This is a genomic window from Streptomyces sp. NPDC107562, assembly GCF_055657325.1.
On record NZ_JBVKBE010000001.1, the window covers coordinates 240,519 to 255,942 of the forward strand.

Here is a 15,424-nt window from a genome sequence, read left to right on the forward strand (position 1 = left end):
CCGGAGGGAATCCACTCGAAAGGGCCAGCCGTGGCCATGGCCCTACGGGCCTGTTCTCCAGGCGGAGCGGGGCCGTGTGCGCCGCCGGACGGCTGCCGCCCCCAAGCACCCCTCAGCGTGCCGAGTTGAACTCCACCAACGCGTCGGTCACCGCCCGCACGCTGCGCGCGATGTGCTGGAGTTGCAGCACCTCGGCTGCGTACAGCTTGATCGTGTGCTCGATGACCGACTCCGGCATCCCCAGCCGCGGCAGATCGGCGCGGGCGGTCTGCAGGGCTGTCCGCGCCACCCGGATCTCCTGCTGGACCTGGATCTGCGCATGACGGGCGAGCAGCACGGGGTGGCGGATCAGCGCCGGATAGCCGGCGTACCGGGCCGGTACCAGCTCGCGCAGCCACTTGGCCGCCGAGCGCTCCCAGTCGTAGCTGCCAGGGGTCTTGACCTGGCAGGGCCAGTCCGGGCTGGTGCGCATGGACGTCAGAGGCATGATCATCGCTTCCGGTGTGCTGCGGTGCGGAGGTGGTCCGCGGTGGCGGCCCGCGGGATGGTCCGCGGTGGTGGGGCGGTCCCGGCCTAGGGGAAAGCCGGGGACCGCCCCTACCGAACACCCAGGGGCGCCGATGTGGGTAGGGGACATCGGCTTCGGGTGTTCGTGCGGGTGCCCGGGAGAAGCGGCCTGCTCAGGAGCGGATGGCCGACCCTCCCCGGGCGGGTGGGATCCGCGAGCAGTATTTATATATGCCGTTCGCTTTGCAAGACGTATGAAAACATTCATGCGCGCTTTGAAAGGAAAGGTCCCTATGTCATGCCGTTCGGTCGGCGCTTCGGACAGGCGCGGGGCTCAGTCCCGCAGGAAGAACTGGTGCTGGTCGGAGATCTGCTCGTAGGCCTCCAGCCGGGCCTGGGTGCGCTCGGGATCGGCGTCGGTCATGGCCTGGAGCAGCGCCGCCGCCATCACACCGGGAGCGGCGTAGGAGTCGAAGACCAGCCGGGAGCCCATCCCGGTGGCGAAGGTGACGTCGGCCTCCTCCGCGAGCGGCCCGAACGCCAGGTCGTTGATCAACGCGACGCGCAGCCCGGCGCCCCGCGCGAGGCGTACGGCGGCGAGCGTCTCCTGGGCGTGCCGCGGCAGCGAGAAGACCAGCACCCAGGTGCCCCCGGCCTCGCGCGCCTGCAGCAGCGCGTCGTAGGCGACGCTGCCGCCCCGCGTCACCAGCCGCACGTCCGGGTGGATACGGCGGGCCGCGTACGCGAAGTACTCGGCGAGGGAGGCCGAGATGCGCAGGCCCAGCACGGTCAGCGGCGCCGACTGCGACAGCCGTCTGCCGACCTCGACGACCTGGGCCGGATCGGCGAGGTCACGGCGGAGGTTCTCCAGATTCTCGATCTCCGCGTCGACCGCCGCCTGGAGTTCGTTGCCCCGGTCCTCCTCGGCGGTCGCGGGGCCACCGGCCAGCGTGCCGAGGGCGATGGCCTGGAGCTTCTCCCGCAGCGCGGGGTAGCCGCTGAAGCCGACGGCCGCCGCGAACCGGGTCACGGAGGGCTGGCTGACCCCGACCCGATCGGCGAGCTCGGTGATCGGCAGGAACGCCGCCTCGGTGATGTGCTCGATCAGGTACTGGGCGATGCGCCGCTGCCCCGGAGACAGCCGGGGCCGGTCGAAGAGCGCCCTGAGCTGGTGGGCCGGGGCGGCCTCCGCCTCCGGCGCGCCCTTGCCCGAGGTGATCGCGGACGCCTGTGCGCGTGCCTGTTGCGGCGATGGCACCGGTGCGCCTCCTTTGCTTCCCAGGAAGCTTCAACATAGCTCACGCACCGTGTCGATCAGGGGCGCAGTCCGGTCACCGAGGGCACCCGGAAAGGTGCCCTTCGCCGCCCCCGGGCACGCGCCTCGGTGCGGCCTGCGGGAGCCCTCGGCCGGTCCGGGCGCGGGGCGGCGGGCGACCGGGCCCGCCGGTCCGGCCCGGCGCCGGGCGACGGAGGCGGCAACCACCGCGGCGTTCACCGCGGCGGCCGCGCGGAAAGGCTGACGGACGTGCATCTCCCATACCAGCGCCGCCCGTTGCACGACCTGCCGGACACCCCCGAGGCCTACGACGCCGTCCTCGCCGCCGTCGCCGAGGAGTCCCTCGCCCGCCTCACCGCCGAGGGCAGCCTCGAACGCCCCACCGCCGTGCTCGACGTCGGAGACACCTCCCTCGGCGTCACCTCCCTGCTGGCGCTCGCCTGGCAGCGGGGCCGCGACCCCCGACTGCCGGAGGCGGTGCGCCACAGCCTCGCCTTCCACCTGCGCGAGCGCGTCTTTCACGAGGACAACCCCGGCTACCCCAACCTCGTCGTGCGCGACTCCGGACTGCCGCACGCCCGCTTCGTCCTGCGGGCGGGGGCGCATCCGCACGGCGACTGGCCGAGCACGGTATGGGCGCTGCTCCAGAGCGTCGACGTGCTGGACGCGGCGGACGGCCTCCTCGACGGCGAACTGCGCCGGGAGCTCACCGCTTTGGCGCTCGGCTACTGGCGCTGGCTGACCGAGGCCACGTTCTTCGACCCGCAGCGGGCGGCCAACCAGGCCATCGGCTGCGTCGTCGGCGGCCTGATGCTGGCCCGCCACCTCCCGCCCCGGCAGGGCACGGGGGTCCGGCTGCGCGCGATGAGCCTGTACGACCACGGGATCCGCGCCCGCCGGGTCCGCTCCCGGGGCGAGCTGCTGCCGCCCGAGCACGGTGGGGCGTACGACAACAACTACGGCCCGATCTCCCTGTCCTTCCTCGCCCAGGCGTACCGGGTCAGCGGCGAGGAGGCCTTCGCCGAGGACGGCGACGCGCTCGCCCGTCACCTCGACGCCCGTCTCACCGGCGGCGGCTTCGACATCGGCGGGCCGCGCTACAGCGAACAGCACTGCGGCTTCGAAGCGGTCCTGGGCCTGCGTCACTTCGGCCGCCGCATCGGCGCCGACCTGGGCCGCTACCGGGGCGACACGCGCTGGGCCCGGCACGCGGCGGGGCCCGACGGCGGCCTCGACGGGCACTTCGCGTTCATGCTGGTCTGGCAGATCCAGGACACCCCGGGCTGGCACCGCACCCCCTCGACCGCCCCGGCACGCCATCAACTGCGCGCGGGCGGCGTCTCCGTGGCGTTCGACGACCGGATGACCCCGTCACTCGTCGAGGCGGCGGGCACCTACTACCTCCCCGCCGCCGTCGACCGTCAGCACGGCTTCGGACCGGTGACGGACGGGCTGCTGCTGTGCCGCCCGTTCGGCGAGGTCCGCGTCCGTGACCTGCGCGGCGGCGGGCTGGCCGGCAAGCTGGTCACCCAGCCGGTCGTGGACCGCGAGCGCGTCCTGCGCCATGTGCGGTCCCTGTACGTCACCGACGGCACGCGGCTGTGGGTGACGGTCGCCGTGCAGCGGCTCGCCGGCACACCTCATCTGCTGGCCGGGATGCCGTACGCGGCGGACGACGGCGACCGGGTGCGCAGGACCGCGCGGCCCGCGGGCGTGACTTCGGCGGGCCATGTGCGGCTGACGCACCCGTCGTCGCCGGGGCCCGACCACTTCGACGCCCGGGCGGAGATCACCCAGGAGCAGGCGGCGTTCGCCCTCTCGGCGGACCCGCGCGTCTTCGGCGACCCCGACGAGAGCTGGGGGCACCTGGTCTCCTCGACGGCCCTGGAGGCGGGCCCGGCCCCGGGTGCGCCGGCGGACCTGCACGTCTTCGCCGTGCGCTACGGGGGTTCCACCGAGCCCTACGCGCCCGCCTTCGACGCCGGCCCGCGCGGTCTGACGGTCCGCACCGAGGCGTTCACCGCCCTGATCGGCGACGCGGCGGGCGACGCCCACGGCTCTCCGGAGCTGACGCTGGAACCCGCCTAGGGGGTCTCCGGCGTTTCCTGGTCCGCGCTCACGACGAGGTCGGCGCGGTCCCGTGTCGTCGCGACCAGCTCGGCGTTGCGCTGGTCCGTGCCCATGACCCATGCCACCGCCTCGGCGTGGCCCTTGCCGAACTCCTCGTGCCGGGCGACGAGACGGCGGATCCGCTCCGGCTCGGGCACCTCGCAGAACCACACCTCGTCCAGCTGCGACCGGACGCGTGCCCAGGCTCCCGAGTCGAGCAGCAGGTAGTTCCCCTCGGTCACGATCAGACGGGCCCACGGCGGGACGGGGATCGCCCCCGCGAGCGACTGCTCCAACACCCGCTCGAAGCCCGGCGCGTAGACCACGTCGTCCTCGTCCTCGCGCAGGCGCCGCAACAGGGCGGCGTATCCGGCCGCGTCGAAGGTGTCCGGCGCGCCCTTGCGGTCCCTGCGGCCGAGCCGGTCGAGCTCGGCGTCGGCGAGGTGGAATCCGTCCATCGGGACGTGGGCGACCCACGGCGGACCGAAGCCGTTGAGCTCCCGTACGAGGCGCTCGGCGAGCGTCGTCTTGCCCGCGCCGGGGCTGCCGGCGACGCCGAGGACGGCCCGGCGGCCGTCCGCCGTGAGGGCACGGGCGCGGGCGAGGAGGTCGTGAAAGGTCACCGGCACACCGCAGAGTGTGCCATCCGAGCCGGATCCCCGACCCCCGCCCGACCGGCCTCCGATCCCGCCCCCGCCCGCCCGCGGCGGCGACCGGCTTCCGGGCTCATGCTCGCCTGCGGGCGGGGCGAGTGCCCTTCGGGACCATGCCTGCCCGCCCCGGCCTCGACCGGCCACCGGCCCTATGCCCGCTCGTCCGGGGCGAGTGGCTTCGGGGACCGTGCTCCCTGCTCGCGGGGTGGCTGGTTTCTGGGCTCATGTTCGCCTGCTGGTGGGGCGAGTGGCTTCGGGGCTCGTGTTCGCCCGGTGGCGGGCGAGTGGTCTCCGAGACCATGCCTGCCGGCCGGGGGGGGCGACCGGCCAACGGACCTATGCCCGCCCGTCCGGGGCGAGTGGCTTCCGGGACTGCGCACCCTGCTCGCGGGGTGGCTGGCTTCTGGGCTCGTGTTCGCCCGGTGGCGGGGCGACTGGTCTCCAAGGCCATGCCTGCCCGCCCGGGCCTCGACCGGCCACCGGGCCTATGCCCGCCCGCCCGGCGTCGACCGGCCACCGGGCCTATGCCCGCCCGCCGGCGGGGCGGCTGGCTTTCGGGACCGTGCCTGTCTGCTCGCGGGGCGGCCATCCCTGCCCGCCCTTGGCGCACGGCCGCCGTGCGTGTCCGGATCCGCCACCCCCGTACGGCTCGTGTGGTCCGTGCCACTCGCTGGACCCGGCCCGGCGGGGAAGCGTTCCTGTATGACGGAGTTCGGTCTTCCCGAAGACATCCAGGCCTGCCTCTTCGACCTCGACGGGGTCGTCACCAGGACGGCGGTGGTCCACGCCGCCGCCTGGAAGGAGACCTTCGACGCCTTTCTGCGCGCCCGCGACGGCGACGGCTTCCGGCCGTTCGACGCCGACGCCGACTACGACGAGTACGTCGACGGCCTCCCGCGCGCGGACGGCGTGCGCGCCTTCCTCGCGTCGCGCGGCATCGAACTGCCCGAGGGCACCCCCGGCGACCCGCCCGACGCGTCGACCGTGCACGGCGTCGGCAACCGCAAGAACGACCTCCTGCTGGAGAAGATCCGTACCGGTGGCGTCGAGGCCTACGACAGCACACTGCGCTACATCGAGGCGGTCCGCGCCCGGGGCCTGCGCACCGCGATCGTCTCGTCCAGCGCCAACTGCCGTGACGTGCTGCGCGCGATCGACGCCGAGGACCTGTTCGACGTCCGGATCGACGGCGTCGTGGCGGCGGAGCGCGAACTGCCCGGGAAGCCGCGCCCGGACACCTTCCTCGCCGCCGCCCACGACCTCGGCGTCGAGGCCCGCCGGGCCGCCGTGTTCGAGGACGCGCTGGCCGGCATGGACGCGGGCCGCGCGGGCAGCTTCGGTTACGTCGTCGGCATCGACCGCACCGGTCAGGCGCGGGCGCTGTACGCGCACGGCGCGGACCGCGTCGTGCGGGACCTCGCCGAACTGGGAGGCAGCGAGTGATCACGCAGGGGGCGTACACCGTCGAGCCGTGGACGGTGCGCGAGACGGACCTCGGGCTCGACGTGCTGGCGCAGAGCGAGTCCGTGTTCGCGCTGTCCAACGGCCATGTCGGCTGGCGCGGCAACCTCGACGAGGGCGAGCCGCACGGCCTGCCCGGCTCCTACCTCAACGGGGTCCACGAGGTGCACCCGCTGCCGTACGCCGAGGCCGGCTACGGCTATCCGGAGTCCGGCCAGACGGTCATCAACGTCACCAACGGCAAGGTGATCCGGCTGCTCGTCGACGACGAGCCCTTCGACCTGCGCCACGGGCGGCTCGTCGCCCACGAACGCACCCTGGACCTGCGCCGGGGCGTGCTGGAGCGGGTCTGCGAGTGGACCTCGCCGGCCGGTTCGACGGTCCGGGTACGGTCGACCCGGCTGGTGTCGCTCACCCAGCGGGCGATCGCCGCCGTGGCCTACGAGGTGGAGCCCGTCGACAGCCGTACGCGGGTGGTGATCCAGTCCGAACTCGTCGCCAACGAGAGCCTGCCCGAGCCGAACGGCGACCCGCGCGCCGCCGGGGCGCTCAAGTCGCCGCTGGAGCCCGAGGAGGACTTCGCCGACGGCTCCCGGCTGCGCCTGGTGCACCGCACCCGCCGCAGCGGCCTGCGGGTCGCCGTCGCCGCCGATCACTACGTCACCGGCCCCGACGGCACGACCACCCACAGCGAGAGCAACGTGGACGTGTCGCGCCTGACCGTCACCTCCGTGCTCGAGCCGGGCCGGCGGCTGCGGGTGGAGAAACTCGTCGCGCACGGCTGGTCCGGCGCCCGCTCCCGGCCCGCGATGAGCGACCAGGTGGAGGCGGCGCTGGCGGCGGCCGCGCACAGCGGCTGGCAGGGCCTGCTCGACGAACAGCGCGCCTACCTCGACGACTTCTGGGCGCGGGCCGACGTGGAGGTGGACGGCGACGAGGAGATCCAGCAGGCGGTGCGCTTCGCCCTCTTCCACGTCCTGCAGGCCGGCGCCCGCGCCGAGGGCCGGGCGATCCCGGCCAAGGGACTTACGGGCTCCGGCTACGACGGGCACGCCTTCTGGGACACCGAGACGTTCGTGCTGCCCCTGCTGACCTACACCGAGCCCGGCGCCGTCGCCGAGGCGCTGCGCTGGCGGCAGACCACCCTGCCGGCCGCCCGCGAGCGCGCCGCCCAACTGGGCCTGCGCGGCGCCGCGTTCCCGTGGCGCACGATCGACGGCTCGGAGGGCTCGGCGTACTGGCCCGCCGGCACCGCCGCCTTCCACGTCAACGCCGACATAGCCGACGCCGTGGTCCGCTACGTGGCGGCCACCGGCGACCGCGACTTCGCACGCGACACCGGGGTGGAACTGCTGGTGGAGACCGCCCGGCTGTGGCGCTCCCTCGGCCACCACGACCCCCGGGGCGCCTTCCACATCGACGGGGTGACCGGCCCGGACGAGTACAGCGCGGTCGCCGACGACAACACGTACACCAACCTGATGGCGCGGGCGAACCTGCTGGCCGCCGCCGAGGCCGTGGAGCGCCACCCCGAACAGGCCGCGCGCCTGGAGGCGGACGCCGAGGAGAGCGCCACCTGGCGGGACGCGGCGCACGCCATGCACATCCCGTACGACGCCGCCCTCGGTGTGCACGAGCAGCACGCGGGTTTCACCCGCCACCAGCGCTGGGACTTCGAGGCGACGGGCGCCGACCGGTTCCCGCTGATGCTGCACTTCCCGTACTTCGACCTGTACCGCAAACAGGTCGTCAAGCAGGCCGACCTGGTCCTCGCGATGTACACCTGCGGCAGCCACTTCGACGACGAGCACATCGCCCGCAACTTCGCCTACTACGAGCCGCTGACGGTGCGGGACTCCTCGCTCTCCGCCTGCGTCCAGGCCGTCGTCGCCGCCCAGGCCGGCCACCTCCAGCTCGCCTACGACTACACCGTCGAGGCGGCCCTGATGGACCTGGCCGACCTGGAGCAGAACACCCGCGACGGACTGCACATCGCCTCGCTGGCCGGTACGTGGACGGCGCTGGTCGCCGGCTTCGGCGGGATGCGCCGCGACGGCGACACGCTCCGCTTCGCGCCCCGGCTGCCCGAACGGTTCAGCAGGCTGGCGTTCACGGTCCAGCTCCTGGACCGCCGGCTGCGCGTGGAGATCGCCCCCGACAAGGCCACGTACACCCTGCTGTCCGGCGCGGCCCTGACCATCGGTCACCACGGCGAGTCCCTGAAGGTCGGCCCCGACACGCCCGCCGTGCGCACGGTCCCCCCGACGCCCTCGCGCCCGGCACCGAAGCAGCCCCCGCACCGCGTCCCGAACGCTCGCTGAGCCGGTCCCGGCGGCGGGGCGGGCCGGCTCAGCCGGTGAGCGGCCGCGGTGTCACGGTCCGCTCCGCCGCCCCGCCCCGGCCGTCCGGCTCGACCCGGTACAGCCGGGCGCCGGGTGTGCGGGTCACCGCCTCCGTCCGCTCCCCGTCCGCGAACAGCGCCCCCACACCGTCGTCCAGAGCCCACCCGGCGGCCAGCGCGCCGCTCGCGACGGCCGCGCGGTACGAGGGGCGGCGGCCCGGTTCGCTGTCGTAGTGCGGGCAGACGGAGCCGGGGAGCAGGCCCAGGCCGTCCGGCAGGGCGGTCAGCGGGCCGAAGGAGTCGGTGTGCGAGCCCTCGGCCCAGCAGTTGGCCCCGGCGCTGATCCCGCACAGCAGGGTGCCGCCGTCGCAGGCCTCGGTGAGCAGCCGGTCGACGCCGTGCGCGCGCCATACGGCCAGCAGGTTCACGGTGTTGCCGCCGCCGACGTACACCACGTCCTGCGCGAGCAGGAACTCCCGCAGCCGGGCGTCGTCCATCTCCCGCCTGAACAGCGGGAGTACGGACGGCTCGCACCGCCGGGGCCGGAAGGCGTCCAGGAAGCGCTCGACGTAGGCGGACGCGTCGCCGCTCGCGGTGGGGACGAAGCACACCTTCGGCGCCGACGCGCGGGCGTGGCCGAGCACCCAGTCGTCGAGCAGCCCGTCCTCGTCGCTGCTGAAACCCCCGCCGAGCAGGGCCAGACGGCGTGGGGGAGCGGCGGTCACGGGGATGCCTCCTGGGCGCGGGACGGGAACGCGGGCCCAGTGTGTCAGCCTGACAGCCGCAACTGGGCCCGCCACTTGGTGATCTCCTTCACCGGATCACCGGTGTACGACCAGGGAGTTCGCGTGTACCGGCGGCCGAGCAGGCGCAGCAGTTCACCGGCGACGTCGGGGGTGCCCGCGTGACAGGCGGCGTGCGCGAGGTGGTTGAGATCGCGCAGCTCGACCGGGGTGACCGGGACGTCCGGGCGCTCCCGGATCCAGCGCTGCCAGGTGCGGCGTACGTCGCTGACGGCACCGTCGTGGTCCCAGTGCTGCCCGAGGGCCATCGAGGAGTGGCGGCCGCGGGCGGCGTCCAGGGCGTAGCGGAACTCCTCGACGCGGGCGTACTGCACCAGCACCGGCAGCGCGCAGCCCGGCGGGGCCACTCCGGCGGCGTCGCGGGCGAAGTCGTACATCAGACCGTGGGTGCCGTGCCAGCGCGCGGAGTAGTAGTGCAGGACCTGGAGGTGGCCCTCGATGCTGTACGGGTCGCGGCGGTGCAGCTCGTCCCACCAGCGGGCCAGTTCGCGTCGGCGCACCCCTTGCGGATGGAGCCGGGCCACGGAGATCAGTGAGATCCACGGCGTCGGGTCCGCCGGTCCGGCCTCCGTGGCGCGCAGGCACGCCAGCACCGTGCCGTCGACGCGTTCCTGGTCGATCGGCACGCCCCGGCCCGCCGCGATGGCCATGTCGAAGGTCCGTGCCGTCTCGGTCGCGGCCCGCAGCACCAGCGCGTCCGCGCTGTACGGTTCGGCGGCCAGCCAGGACTCCACCGCCGAACTGTTCGCGCAGGCCTGCGCGAGCAGCCGCACCCGGTGCCCCCGCAGGGGCCAGTCGGAGCCGGTGGACCGCAGCAGTTCACGCAGGCCCTGCCAGCGGCCGATGACGATGTCGTGACGGGCCGCGGTGAGGTCCGCGTCCCCGCCGTCGGGGTCGAAGTCGGGGGCGAAGCGGTCGCGCGCCATCAGGGGTCTCTTTCAGAAGTCGGTGGAGAGACCCTCGTGGCTGCGGGCGGCCGCGGCGGGGCGGCCGCCCGGCGGGTAGTCCGGCGCGATGGCGCGGGTCGCGTCCAGCCGGTCCGGGCGGTAGTAGTCACTGCCCCGGCGCCAGTACCACAGCATCGGCACCAGGCCCACGGCGAGCCCGCCGACGCCGATCGCGATTGCCGCCGCGCTCAACTCGCCCAGGGACTCCACGAAGACCCAGAACATGAAGAGCGAGCCGAGCAACGGCCACAGTCCGCCGAGCACGAAGTGCGCCGGCGAACGCAGCAGCGTCCCGCGGTAGGCGACGACCGCGGCGAGGCCGGCCAGACCGTAGTAGACGGCGATCTGCAGACCGATCGCGGAGATGGCCTCGGACAGGATGTCGCCCACCGAGCCCAGCGCGTTCGCGGCGACGAACATCGCGAGCGCCACCACCCCGACCACGGCGATCGCCACCCACGGCGTGTTCCACCTGCGGTGCACCCGGCCCAGCGCGGACGGCATCGTACGGTCCCGCCCCATCGCGAACAGCGACCGCGTCACCTGGATCAGCGTCGTCTCCAGGGTGGCGATGGTCGACAGCATCACCGCCACGACGATCAGCCTGCCGCCCCACCCGGGCCAGATCTCGTCGCCGAGCACCGCGAGCACGTCGGCGCCGTTCTCCTCGATCTGCCGGGTGGAGAGCACGACATTGACCGCGAGGGTGAACACCATGAACAGCAGGAAGACGATCCCGATGCCGATGAGGCCCGCGAGACCCGTGGTGCGGCGGCTGTTGCGGGTCTCCTCGCTGAGATTGCAGGCGACGTCCCAGCCCCAGTAGTAGAACGCGGCGACCAGCGCGCCCGACGCGAAGCCCGACAGGCCGTCGAAGTGGCTGAAACCGAGCCAGGACCAGTCGAACGCACGGGCGTTGTCCGCGTGCAGCAGTGCCAGCACCGCGAACACGGCCAGGACGAAGAGTTCGACGCCCGACATCAGCAGCTGCGCGCGCACGGTGAGCCGGGCGCCGCCCAGCACCACCAGCAGCATCACGAGGAACCAGCCCGCGCCGACCGCGGACGCCAGCGCCGTGTCGTCCGCGAGTTCCTCGTCGAAGAGGGCCAGCGTCATCGCCCCCGCGGGCAGCGATCCGGCCACCATGAAGATCGTCGCCGACACCACCAGTGCCCAGCCGCTGATGAACCCGAGGAACGGATGGAGCGTACGGCCCACCCAGGAGTAACTGGCGCCCGCGTTCACGTCGATGCGGCTGAGCCGGCTGAAGGCCAGCGCGATGCCCAGCATCGGGATGGCGCAGTACAGCAGAGCCGCCGGGCCGGCCAGCCCCACCGCCCCGAACAGAACGGCCGTGGTGGCGGCCAGTGAGTACGCCGGAGCGCTGCCCGCGACCGCCATCACCACGGTGTCGAACGTACCGAGGGCGCCCGCCTGGAGCCCCCTGCCCGTGCTCTTGCTCATGCCTGCGCTGCTTTCGCCTTGCACGCCGCCAGGCCGGAACGTCCCGGCGACGATGTGGTGTGGGGGGTGAACCCGCCTTCGGCCGACGAGGGATGACCTCGGGTCGGGGCGGCGAGGAACGAGAGGGTGAGCGGTGAGGTCCGCCCCGTTGTCAGACGGTCACACCGTGTGTGCGAGTGATGATAGCCCCGCGCGTCGGCGGTGCACGACGGCCCTGTGCGGAAATCCGCGGACGCCCACCGCGCCAACTCCGCTGCCGGTCAGGGACCTTCCGGCGCGGGAAGCGGAACCGGTGCGCGGCCGTGGGGTCCGCCCCGAGGAAGCGTGATTGGAGCGCGCGCCGCGGGAAACGCGGACGGGGACCGCCGACGGGAGCGACGCGTCGGCGCGGCACGAGAAGGAGGCAGCCATGGGCAGTGCAGGAACGGGTCCCGGACCGGACACGGGCGAGGCGATGGCCGACGACGTCCACCAGCCCACCGGGAGCGACGAGGACCGGCAGGACGCCGCGCCCCTCGACCTCCAGGACGCCCTCGACGAGCGGACGTACGACGACATCCTGGACGAGGGCTATTCCCCGCCGGAGAAGCCCCTGGGCGTGACAAAGTACGGCACCACGGCCGCCGAGCAGCACACCGGGGAGACCCTCGACCAGCGCCTCGCCCAGGAGCGGCCGGACATCGACGAGCCCGCCGGCGACGGCATCGGCGACCTGGCCGACGGCGCGGGCGAGCCCGTCGACCCGGAGGTGGGCACCGAGCGCGCCGGGCGTCTGATGGCCCCCGACGAGGGGGCGCACCCGGACACGACGAAGGAGGCGGTGGCCGAGGACATGGGCATCGACGCGGGTGCGGCGGGCGCCGAGGAGGCCGCCGTGCACGTGGTGGACGAGGATCGGAGGTGAGCGCGCGGCGACCGCGCCGCTTCAGTCCGCGATCCGGTCGATCTGCCGGAGCTTGTTCGTGGCGTCGAGGGCGGCCACCTTGTAGGACTCCGCCAGCGTCGGGTAGTTGAACACGGCGTCCACCAGGTAGTCCACGGTGCCGCCGCACCCCATCACGGACTGCCCGATGTGGATCAGCTCGGTCGCTCCCGTGCCGAAGCAGTGCACGCCGAGCAGCGTGCGGTCCTCCGGGGAGACCAGCAACTTCAGCACCCCGTGCGAGTCCCCGATGATCTGCCCCCGGGCCAGCTCGCGGTAGCGGGAGACGCCGACCTCGAACGGCACCCGGTCCTCCGTGAGCTGGTCCTCGGTACGCCCCACGAAGCTGATCTCCGGGATGGTGTAGATGCCGATCGGCTGGAGGTTGTGCATCCGGCCCACCGGCTCCCCGAAGGCGTGGTACGCCGCCGCCCGGCCCTGCTCCATCGAGGTGGCCGCGAGCGCCGGGTAGCCGATGACGTCGCCCACGGCGTAGATGTGCGCCACCTCGGTGCGGTAGTGCTCGTCGACCTTGATCCGGCCCCGCGCGTCGGCGGTGAGCCCCGCCTTGTCCAGGTCGAGGCCGTCCGTGAGGCCCTGTCGGCCCGCCGAGTACATCACCGCGTCCGCGGGTATCTTCTTGCCGCTCTCCAGCACCGTGAGGGCGCCCCGGGGATGCCGCTCCACCGCGGCGACGGTCTCACCGAACCGGAAGGTCACCGCCAGGTCCCGCAGGTGGTACTTGAGGGACTCGACGACCTCGACGTCGCACATGTCGAGCATGGCCGCCCGCCTCTCGACCACGGTCACCTTGCTGCCGAGGGCGGCGAACATGCTCGCGTACTCCATGCCGATCACCCCCGCCCCGACGATGACCATGGACTGCGGGACGCGTTCGAGGGCGAGGACGTTGTCCGAGTCCATGATCGTGCGGCCGTCGAACGCCACGCTGTCCGGCCGGGCGGGCCGGGTGCCGGTGGCGATCACGATGTGCTCGGCGGTGAGCTGCCGCTCCTGACCGGTGACCTCCCGCAGGGCCACGGTGTGCGGGTCGGTGAAACGGCCGGTGCCGGCGAACAGGGCGACGTGGTTGCGGGACAGCTGGTTGCGGATGACGTCGACCTCCCGGCCGACCACGTGCTGGGTGCGCGCGATCAGGTCGGCGACGGTGATGTCCTCCTTCAGTCGGTAGCTCTGCCCGTACAGGTCGCGCTGGGTCAGGCCGGTGAGGTAGAGCACCGCCTCACGCAGGGTCTTGGAGGGAATGGTGCCGGTGTGGATGGAGACCCCGCCGACCATGTCGGGGCGGTCGACGACGGCGACCCGGCGGCCCAGCTTGGCCGCGGCGATGGCGGCCTTCTGGCCACCGGGTCCGGATCCGAGGACGAGCATGTCGAAGTCGGGCACCCTCGGAAGTGTGGCAGCCCACAGGGCCCCTCCGTAAGGGCGGGGCCGCAGCGGAATGGGCCGTCGCTAGGGCAGGAGCTTGTCGAGCGCCGCGTCGCCCTCCTGGGCCAGCTTGCGCCGTGCCCACTCCAGGTTCTTCGGTGTGAGGTCCTTGCCCGAGGCAAGCACCACGTCCTCCGGCGACACGTCCGTGCCGGTCCGAGGGTGGAGGAGGGCGTCCGGGGTGACGCTGTCCGCGGACGTCCGGGACGCGTCGGGCTGTGGCGTCGACATGATCTCTGCTCCTCCGGTCCGGGGCTCTTCCGCGGACCCGGTGAGGTCATCGGGTCCACTTACACCATTCATCGCCGGAGCACACACTGCATCCGGAAGGGGGCGCCGCCCCGGCGCCCGGCGGCGGTGGGGTCAGCGCGGGCGGGCCGCGCGGGGGGCGAGGACGAGGATGGTCACGTCGTCGTGGATGCTCCGGGTGTGCCGCAGCAGGTCGTCCCACACCCGGTCGGGCAGCCCCGGGCGGCCGTCCTCGTACAGCAGCGCCAGCCGCTCGGTCAGCGGGTAGAACACGCCGGCCGGGTCGCGGGCCTCGAAGAGCCCGTCCGAGGCGAGGACCAGCCGGTCGCCCGGCTCCAACGGGACGGTCCCCCCGCGCTGCGCGAGGGCGCCGCCTAGGCCGAGGCCCAGCGGCGTGCACGCCTCGACCGCGACGTCCCGCGCCGTGCCCGCGCGCAGCAGCACCGGCGGCGGATGCCCACAGGACACCACCCGCACGGAGCCGGCGTCGGGGGCGAACTCCAGCAGCATGGCGGTCGCGAACAGGTCGGCGTGCCGCTTCTCGGCCACGTCCAGCGTCAGCCGGCGGTCCAGCCGGCCGGCCACCGACTCCAGGTCGGGCTGGTCGAGCGCGGCCTCCCGGAAGGCACCCAGCAGCGTCGCCACCGTGCCGATCGCCGCCAGACCGTGCCCCTGGACGTCGCCCAGCACGGCACGCACGCCGTACGGCCCGTCCCGCACGTCGTAGAAGTCCCCGCCCACCAGCGTCCCGCGCTGCGCGGCCCGGTACAGGCCCGCGCACCGCACCGGTCCGACCACCTCGGGCAGCGGCGGCAGCAGCGCGCGCTGGGCGGCCTCGGCGACGGTGCGCTCCAGATCGAGCTGGGCGTCCCGGTGGCTGCGCACGAAGGAGACGAACACGCTCAGCAGGGCGACGAATCCGATCGTCCACAGGTCGGTGTCCCCGGGCCGGTCCAGCTGGAGCGCCGGGATGTTCAGCAGCACGATCGCGCTCCCGCCCAGCAGCGCCGTCCCGAGCGGTCCGTACGACAGGACCGCCAGCGGCGGGATCGCGCCGAGCAGGAACCCGATGTCGAGCGGATCGTGGCTGAGGGCCGTCGCCGTGGTCACACCGACGATCAACGCGACCGGCAGCGCCCGCACCCAGCGTGGCGGCGGCGCGCCCCGCAGCCATGTGCGCCGGTCCGGGCGCCGCAGCGGTGACTTCACGCGCGCCGTGTCCACACCACCACGCTGCTACGCG

The 15,424-nt window shown here is 73.6% G+C and carries 13 protein-coding genes; 4 read left to right on the plus strand and 9 right to left on the minus strand.

Annotation, left to right across the window (positions count from 1 at the left end; all coding sequences use genetic code 11):
• Window positions 1-112: 112 nt before the first annotated feature.
• Entirely contained in the window at window positions 113-493 is a 381-nt protein-coding gene (locus ACZ7LV_RS01165) for a hypothetical protein (RefSeq protein ID WP_401667093.1), read from the minus strand.
• A gap of 348 nt (window positions 494-841) precedes the next feature.
• Window positions 842-1,765: a MurR/RpiR family transcriptional regulator gene (locus ACZ7LV_RS01170; RefSeq protein ID WP_471934710.1), complete on the minus strand. Its 924-nt coding sequence runs from the start codon at window positions 1,763-1,765 to the stop codon at window positions 842-844.
• A gap of 267 nt (window positions 1,766-2,032) precedes the next feature.
• Between ACZ7LV_RS01170 and ACZ7LV_RS01175 the strand changes: the two genes are divergently transcribed.
• The gene (locus tag ACZ7LV_RS01175; RefSeq protein ID WP_471934711.1) at window positions 2,033-3,871 is read left to right on the plus strand and encodes a hypothetical protein; all 1,839 of its coding nucleotides are present in this window, start codon (window positions 2,033-2,035) and stop codon (window positions 3,869-3,871) included.
• Here the strand turns inward: ACZ7LV_RS01175 and ACZ7LV_RS01180 are convergent.
• A complete protein-coding gene (locus ACZ7LV_RS01180; RefSeq protein ID WP_471934712.1) occupies window positions 3,868-4,521 on the minus strand; it encodes a nucleoside/nucleotide kinase family protein in 654 nt (217 codons plus the stop codon). The two genes, ACZ7LV_RS01175 and ACZ7LV_RS01180, sit on opposite strands and share 4 nt — an antisense overlap.
• 726 nt (window positions 4,522-5,247) lie before the next feature.
• Between ACZ7LV_RS01180 and ACZ7LV_RS01185 the strand changes: the two genes are divergently transcribed.
• Window positions 5,248-5,988, plus strand: a complete 741-nt coding sequence (locus tag ACZ7LV_RS01185; protein WP_471934713.1) for a beta-phosphoglucomutase family hydrolase — start codon at window positions 5,248-5,250, stop codon at window positions 5,986-5,988.
• Window positions 5,985-8,327: a glycoside hydrolase family 65 protein gene (locus ACZ7LV_RS01190; RefSeq protein WP_471934714.1), complete on the plus strand. Its 2,343-nt coding sequence runs from the start codon at window positions 5,985-5,987 to the stop codon at window positions 8,325-8,327. The genes ACZ7LV_RS01185 and ACZ7LV_RS01190 overlap by 4 nt, the downstream gene beginning before the upstream one ends.
• A 28-nt stretch (window positions 8,328-8,355) precedes the next feature.
• Here ACZ7LV_RS01190 and ACZ7LV_RS01195 read toward each other — a convergent pair whose 3' ends face one another.
• The 3 genes from ACZ7LV_RS01195 to ACZ7LV_RS01205 are packed head-to-tail and all read right to left on the minus strand — an operon-like array spanning window position 8,356 to window position 11,561.
• Window positions 8,356-9,072 (minus strand): Type 1 glutamine amidotransferase-like domain-containing protein, encoded by a 717-nt coding sequence (locus ACZ7LV_RS01195; RefSeq protein ID WP_471934715.1) that lies wholly within the window; start codon window positions 9,070-9,072, stop codon window positions 8,356-8,358.
• Window positions 9,073-9,116: 44 nt separating this feature from the next.
• Complete coding sequence (locus tag ACZ7LV_RS01200) at window positions 9,117-10,076, minus strand: hypothetical protein (protein WP_471934716.1); 960 nt, start codon at window positions 10,074-10,076, stop codon at window positions 9,117-9,119.
• A 12-nt stretch (window positions 10,077-10,088) separates the two neighbouring features.
• Entirely contained in the window at window positions 10,089-11,561 is a 1,473-nt protein-coding gene (locus ACZ7LV_RS01205) for an APC family permease (protein ID WP_471934717.1), read from the minus strand.
• Window positions 11,562-11,970: 409 nt separating this feature from the next.
• Between ACZ7LV_RS01205 and ACZ7LV_RS01210 the strand changes: the two genes are divergently transcribed.
• Complete coding sequence (locus tag ACZ7LV_RS01210; RefSeq protein ID WP_471934718.1) at window positions 11,971-12,465, plus strand: DUF5709 domain-containing protein; 495 nt, start codon at window positions 11,971-11,973, stop codon at window positions 12,463-12,465.
• A gap of 21 nt (window positions 12,466-12,486) precedes the next feature.
• On the opposite strand, the gene sthA is transcribed toward ACZ7LV_RS01210, so the two are convergent.
• The 3 genes from sthA to ACZ7LV_RS01225 all read right to left on the minus strand — a co-directional run bounded on the left by sthA (window position 12,487) and on the right by ACZ7LV_RS01225 (window position 15,405).
• The gene (gene sthA / locus ACZ7LV_RS01215) at window positions 12,487-13,890 is read right to left on the minus strand and encodes a Si-specific NAD(P)(+) transhydrogenase (protein WP_471934719.1); all 1,404 of its coding nucleotides are present in this window, start codon (window positions 13,888-13,890) and stop codon (window positions 12,487-12,489) included.
• A gap of 66 nt (window positions 13,891-13,956) precedes the next feature.
• On the minus strand, window positions 13,957-14,163 hold the full coding sequence (locus ACZ7LV_RS01220; RefSeq protein ID WP_365447749.1) for a hypothetical protein: 207 nt from the start codon (window positions 14,161-14,163) through the stop codon (window positions 13,957-13,959).
• Window positions 14,164-14,295: 132 nt separating this feature from the next.
• A complete protein-coding gene (locus tag ACZ7LV_RS01225; protein WP_471934720.1) occupies window positions 14,296-15,405 on the minus strand; it encodes a PP2C family protein-serine/threonine phosphatase in 1,110 nt (369 codons plus the stop codon).
• Window positions 15,406-15,424 lie beyond the last annotated feature (19 nt).

Coding starts and splice junctions, on each gene's coding strand:
- ACZ7LV_RS01165 (WP_401667093.1), bottom strand. CDS start 493: ATGATCATGCCTCTGACGTCCATGCGCACCAGCCCGGACTGGCCCTGC.
- ACZ7LV_RS01185 (WP_471934713.1), top strand. CDS start 5,248: ATGACGGAGTTCGGTCTTCCCGAAGACATCCAGGCCTGCCTCTTCGAC.
- ACZ7LV_RS01200 (WP_471934716.1), bottom strand. CDS start 10,076: ATGGCGCGCGACCGCTTCGCCCCCGACTTCGACCCCGACGGCGGGGAC.
- ACZ7LV_RS01205 (WP_471934717.1), bottom strand. CDS start 11,561: ATGAGCAAGAGCACGGGCAGGGGGCTCCAGGCGGGCGCCCTCGGTACG.
- ACZ7LV_RS01210 (WP_471934718.1), top strand. CDS start 11,971: ATGGGCAGTGCAGGAACGGGTCCCGGACCGGACACGGGCGAGGCGATG.
- ACZ7LV_RS01220 (WP_365447749.1), bottom strand. CDS start 14,163: ATGTCGACGCCACAGCCCGACGCGTCCCGGACGTCCGCGGACAGCGTC.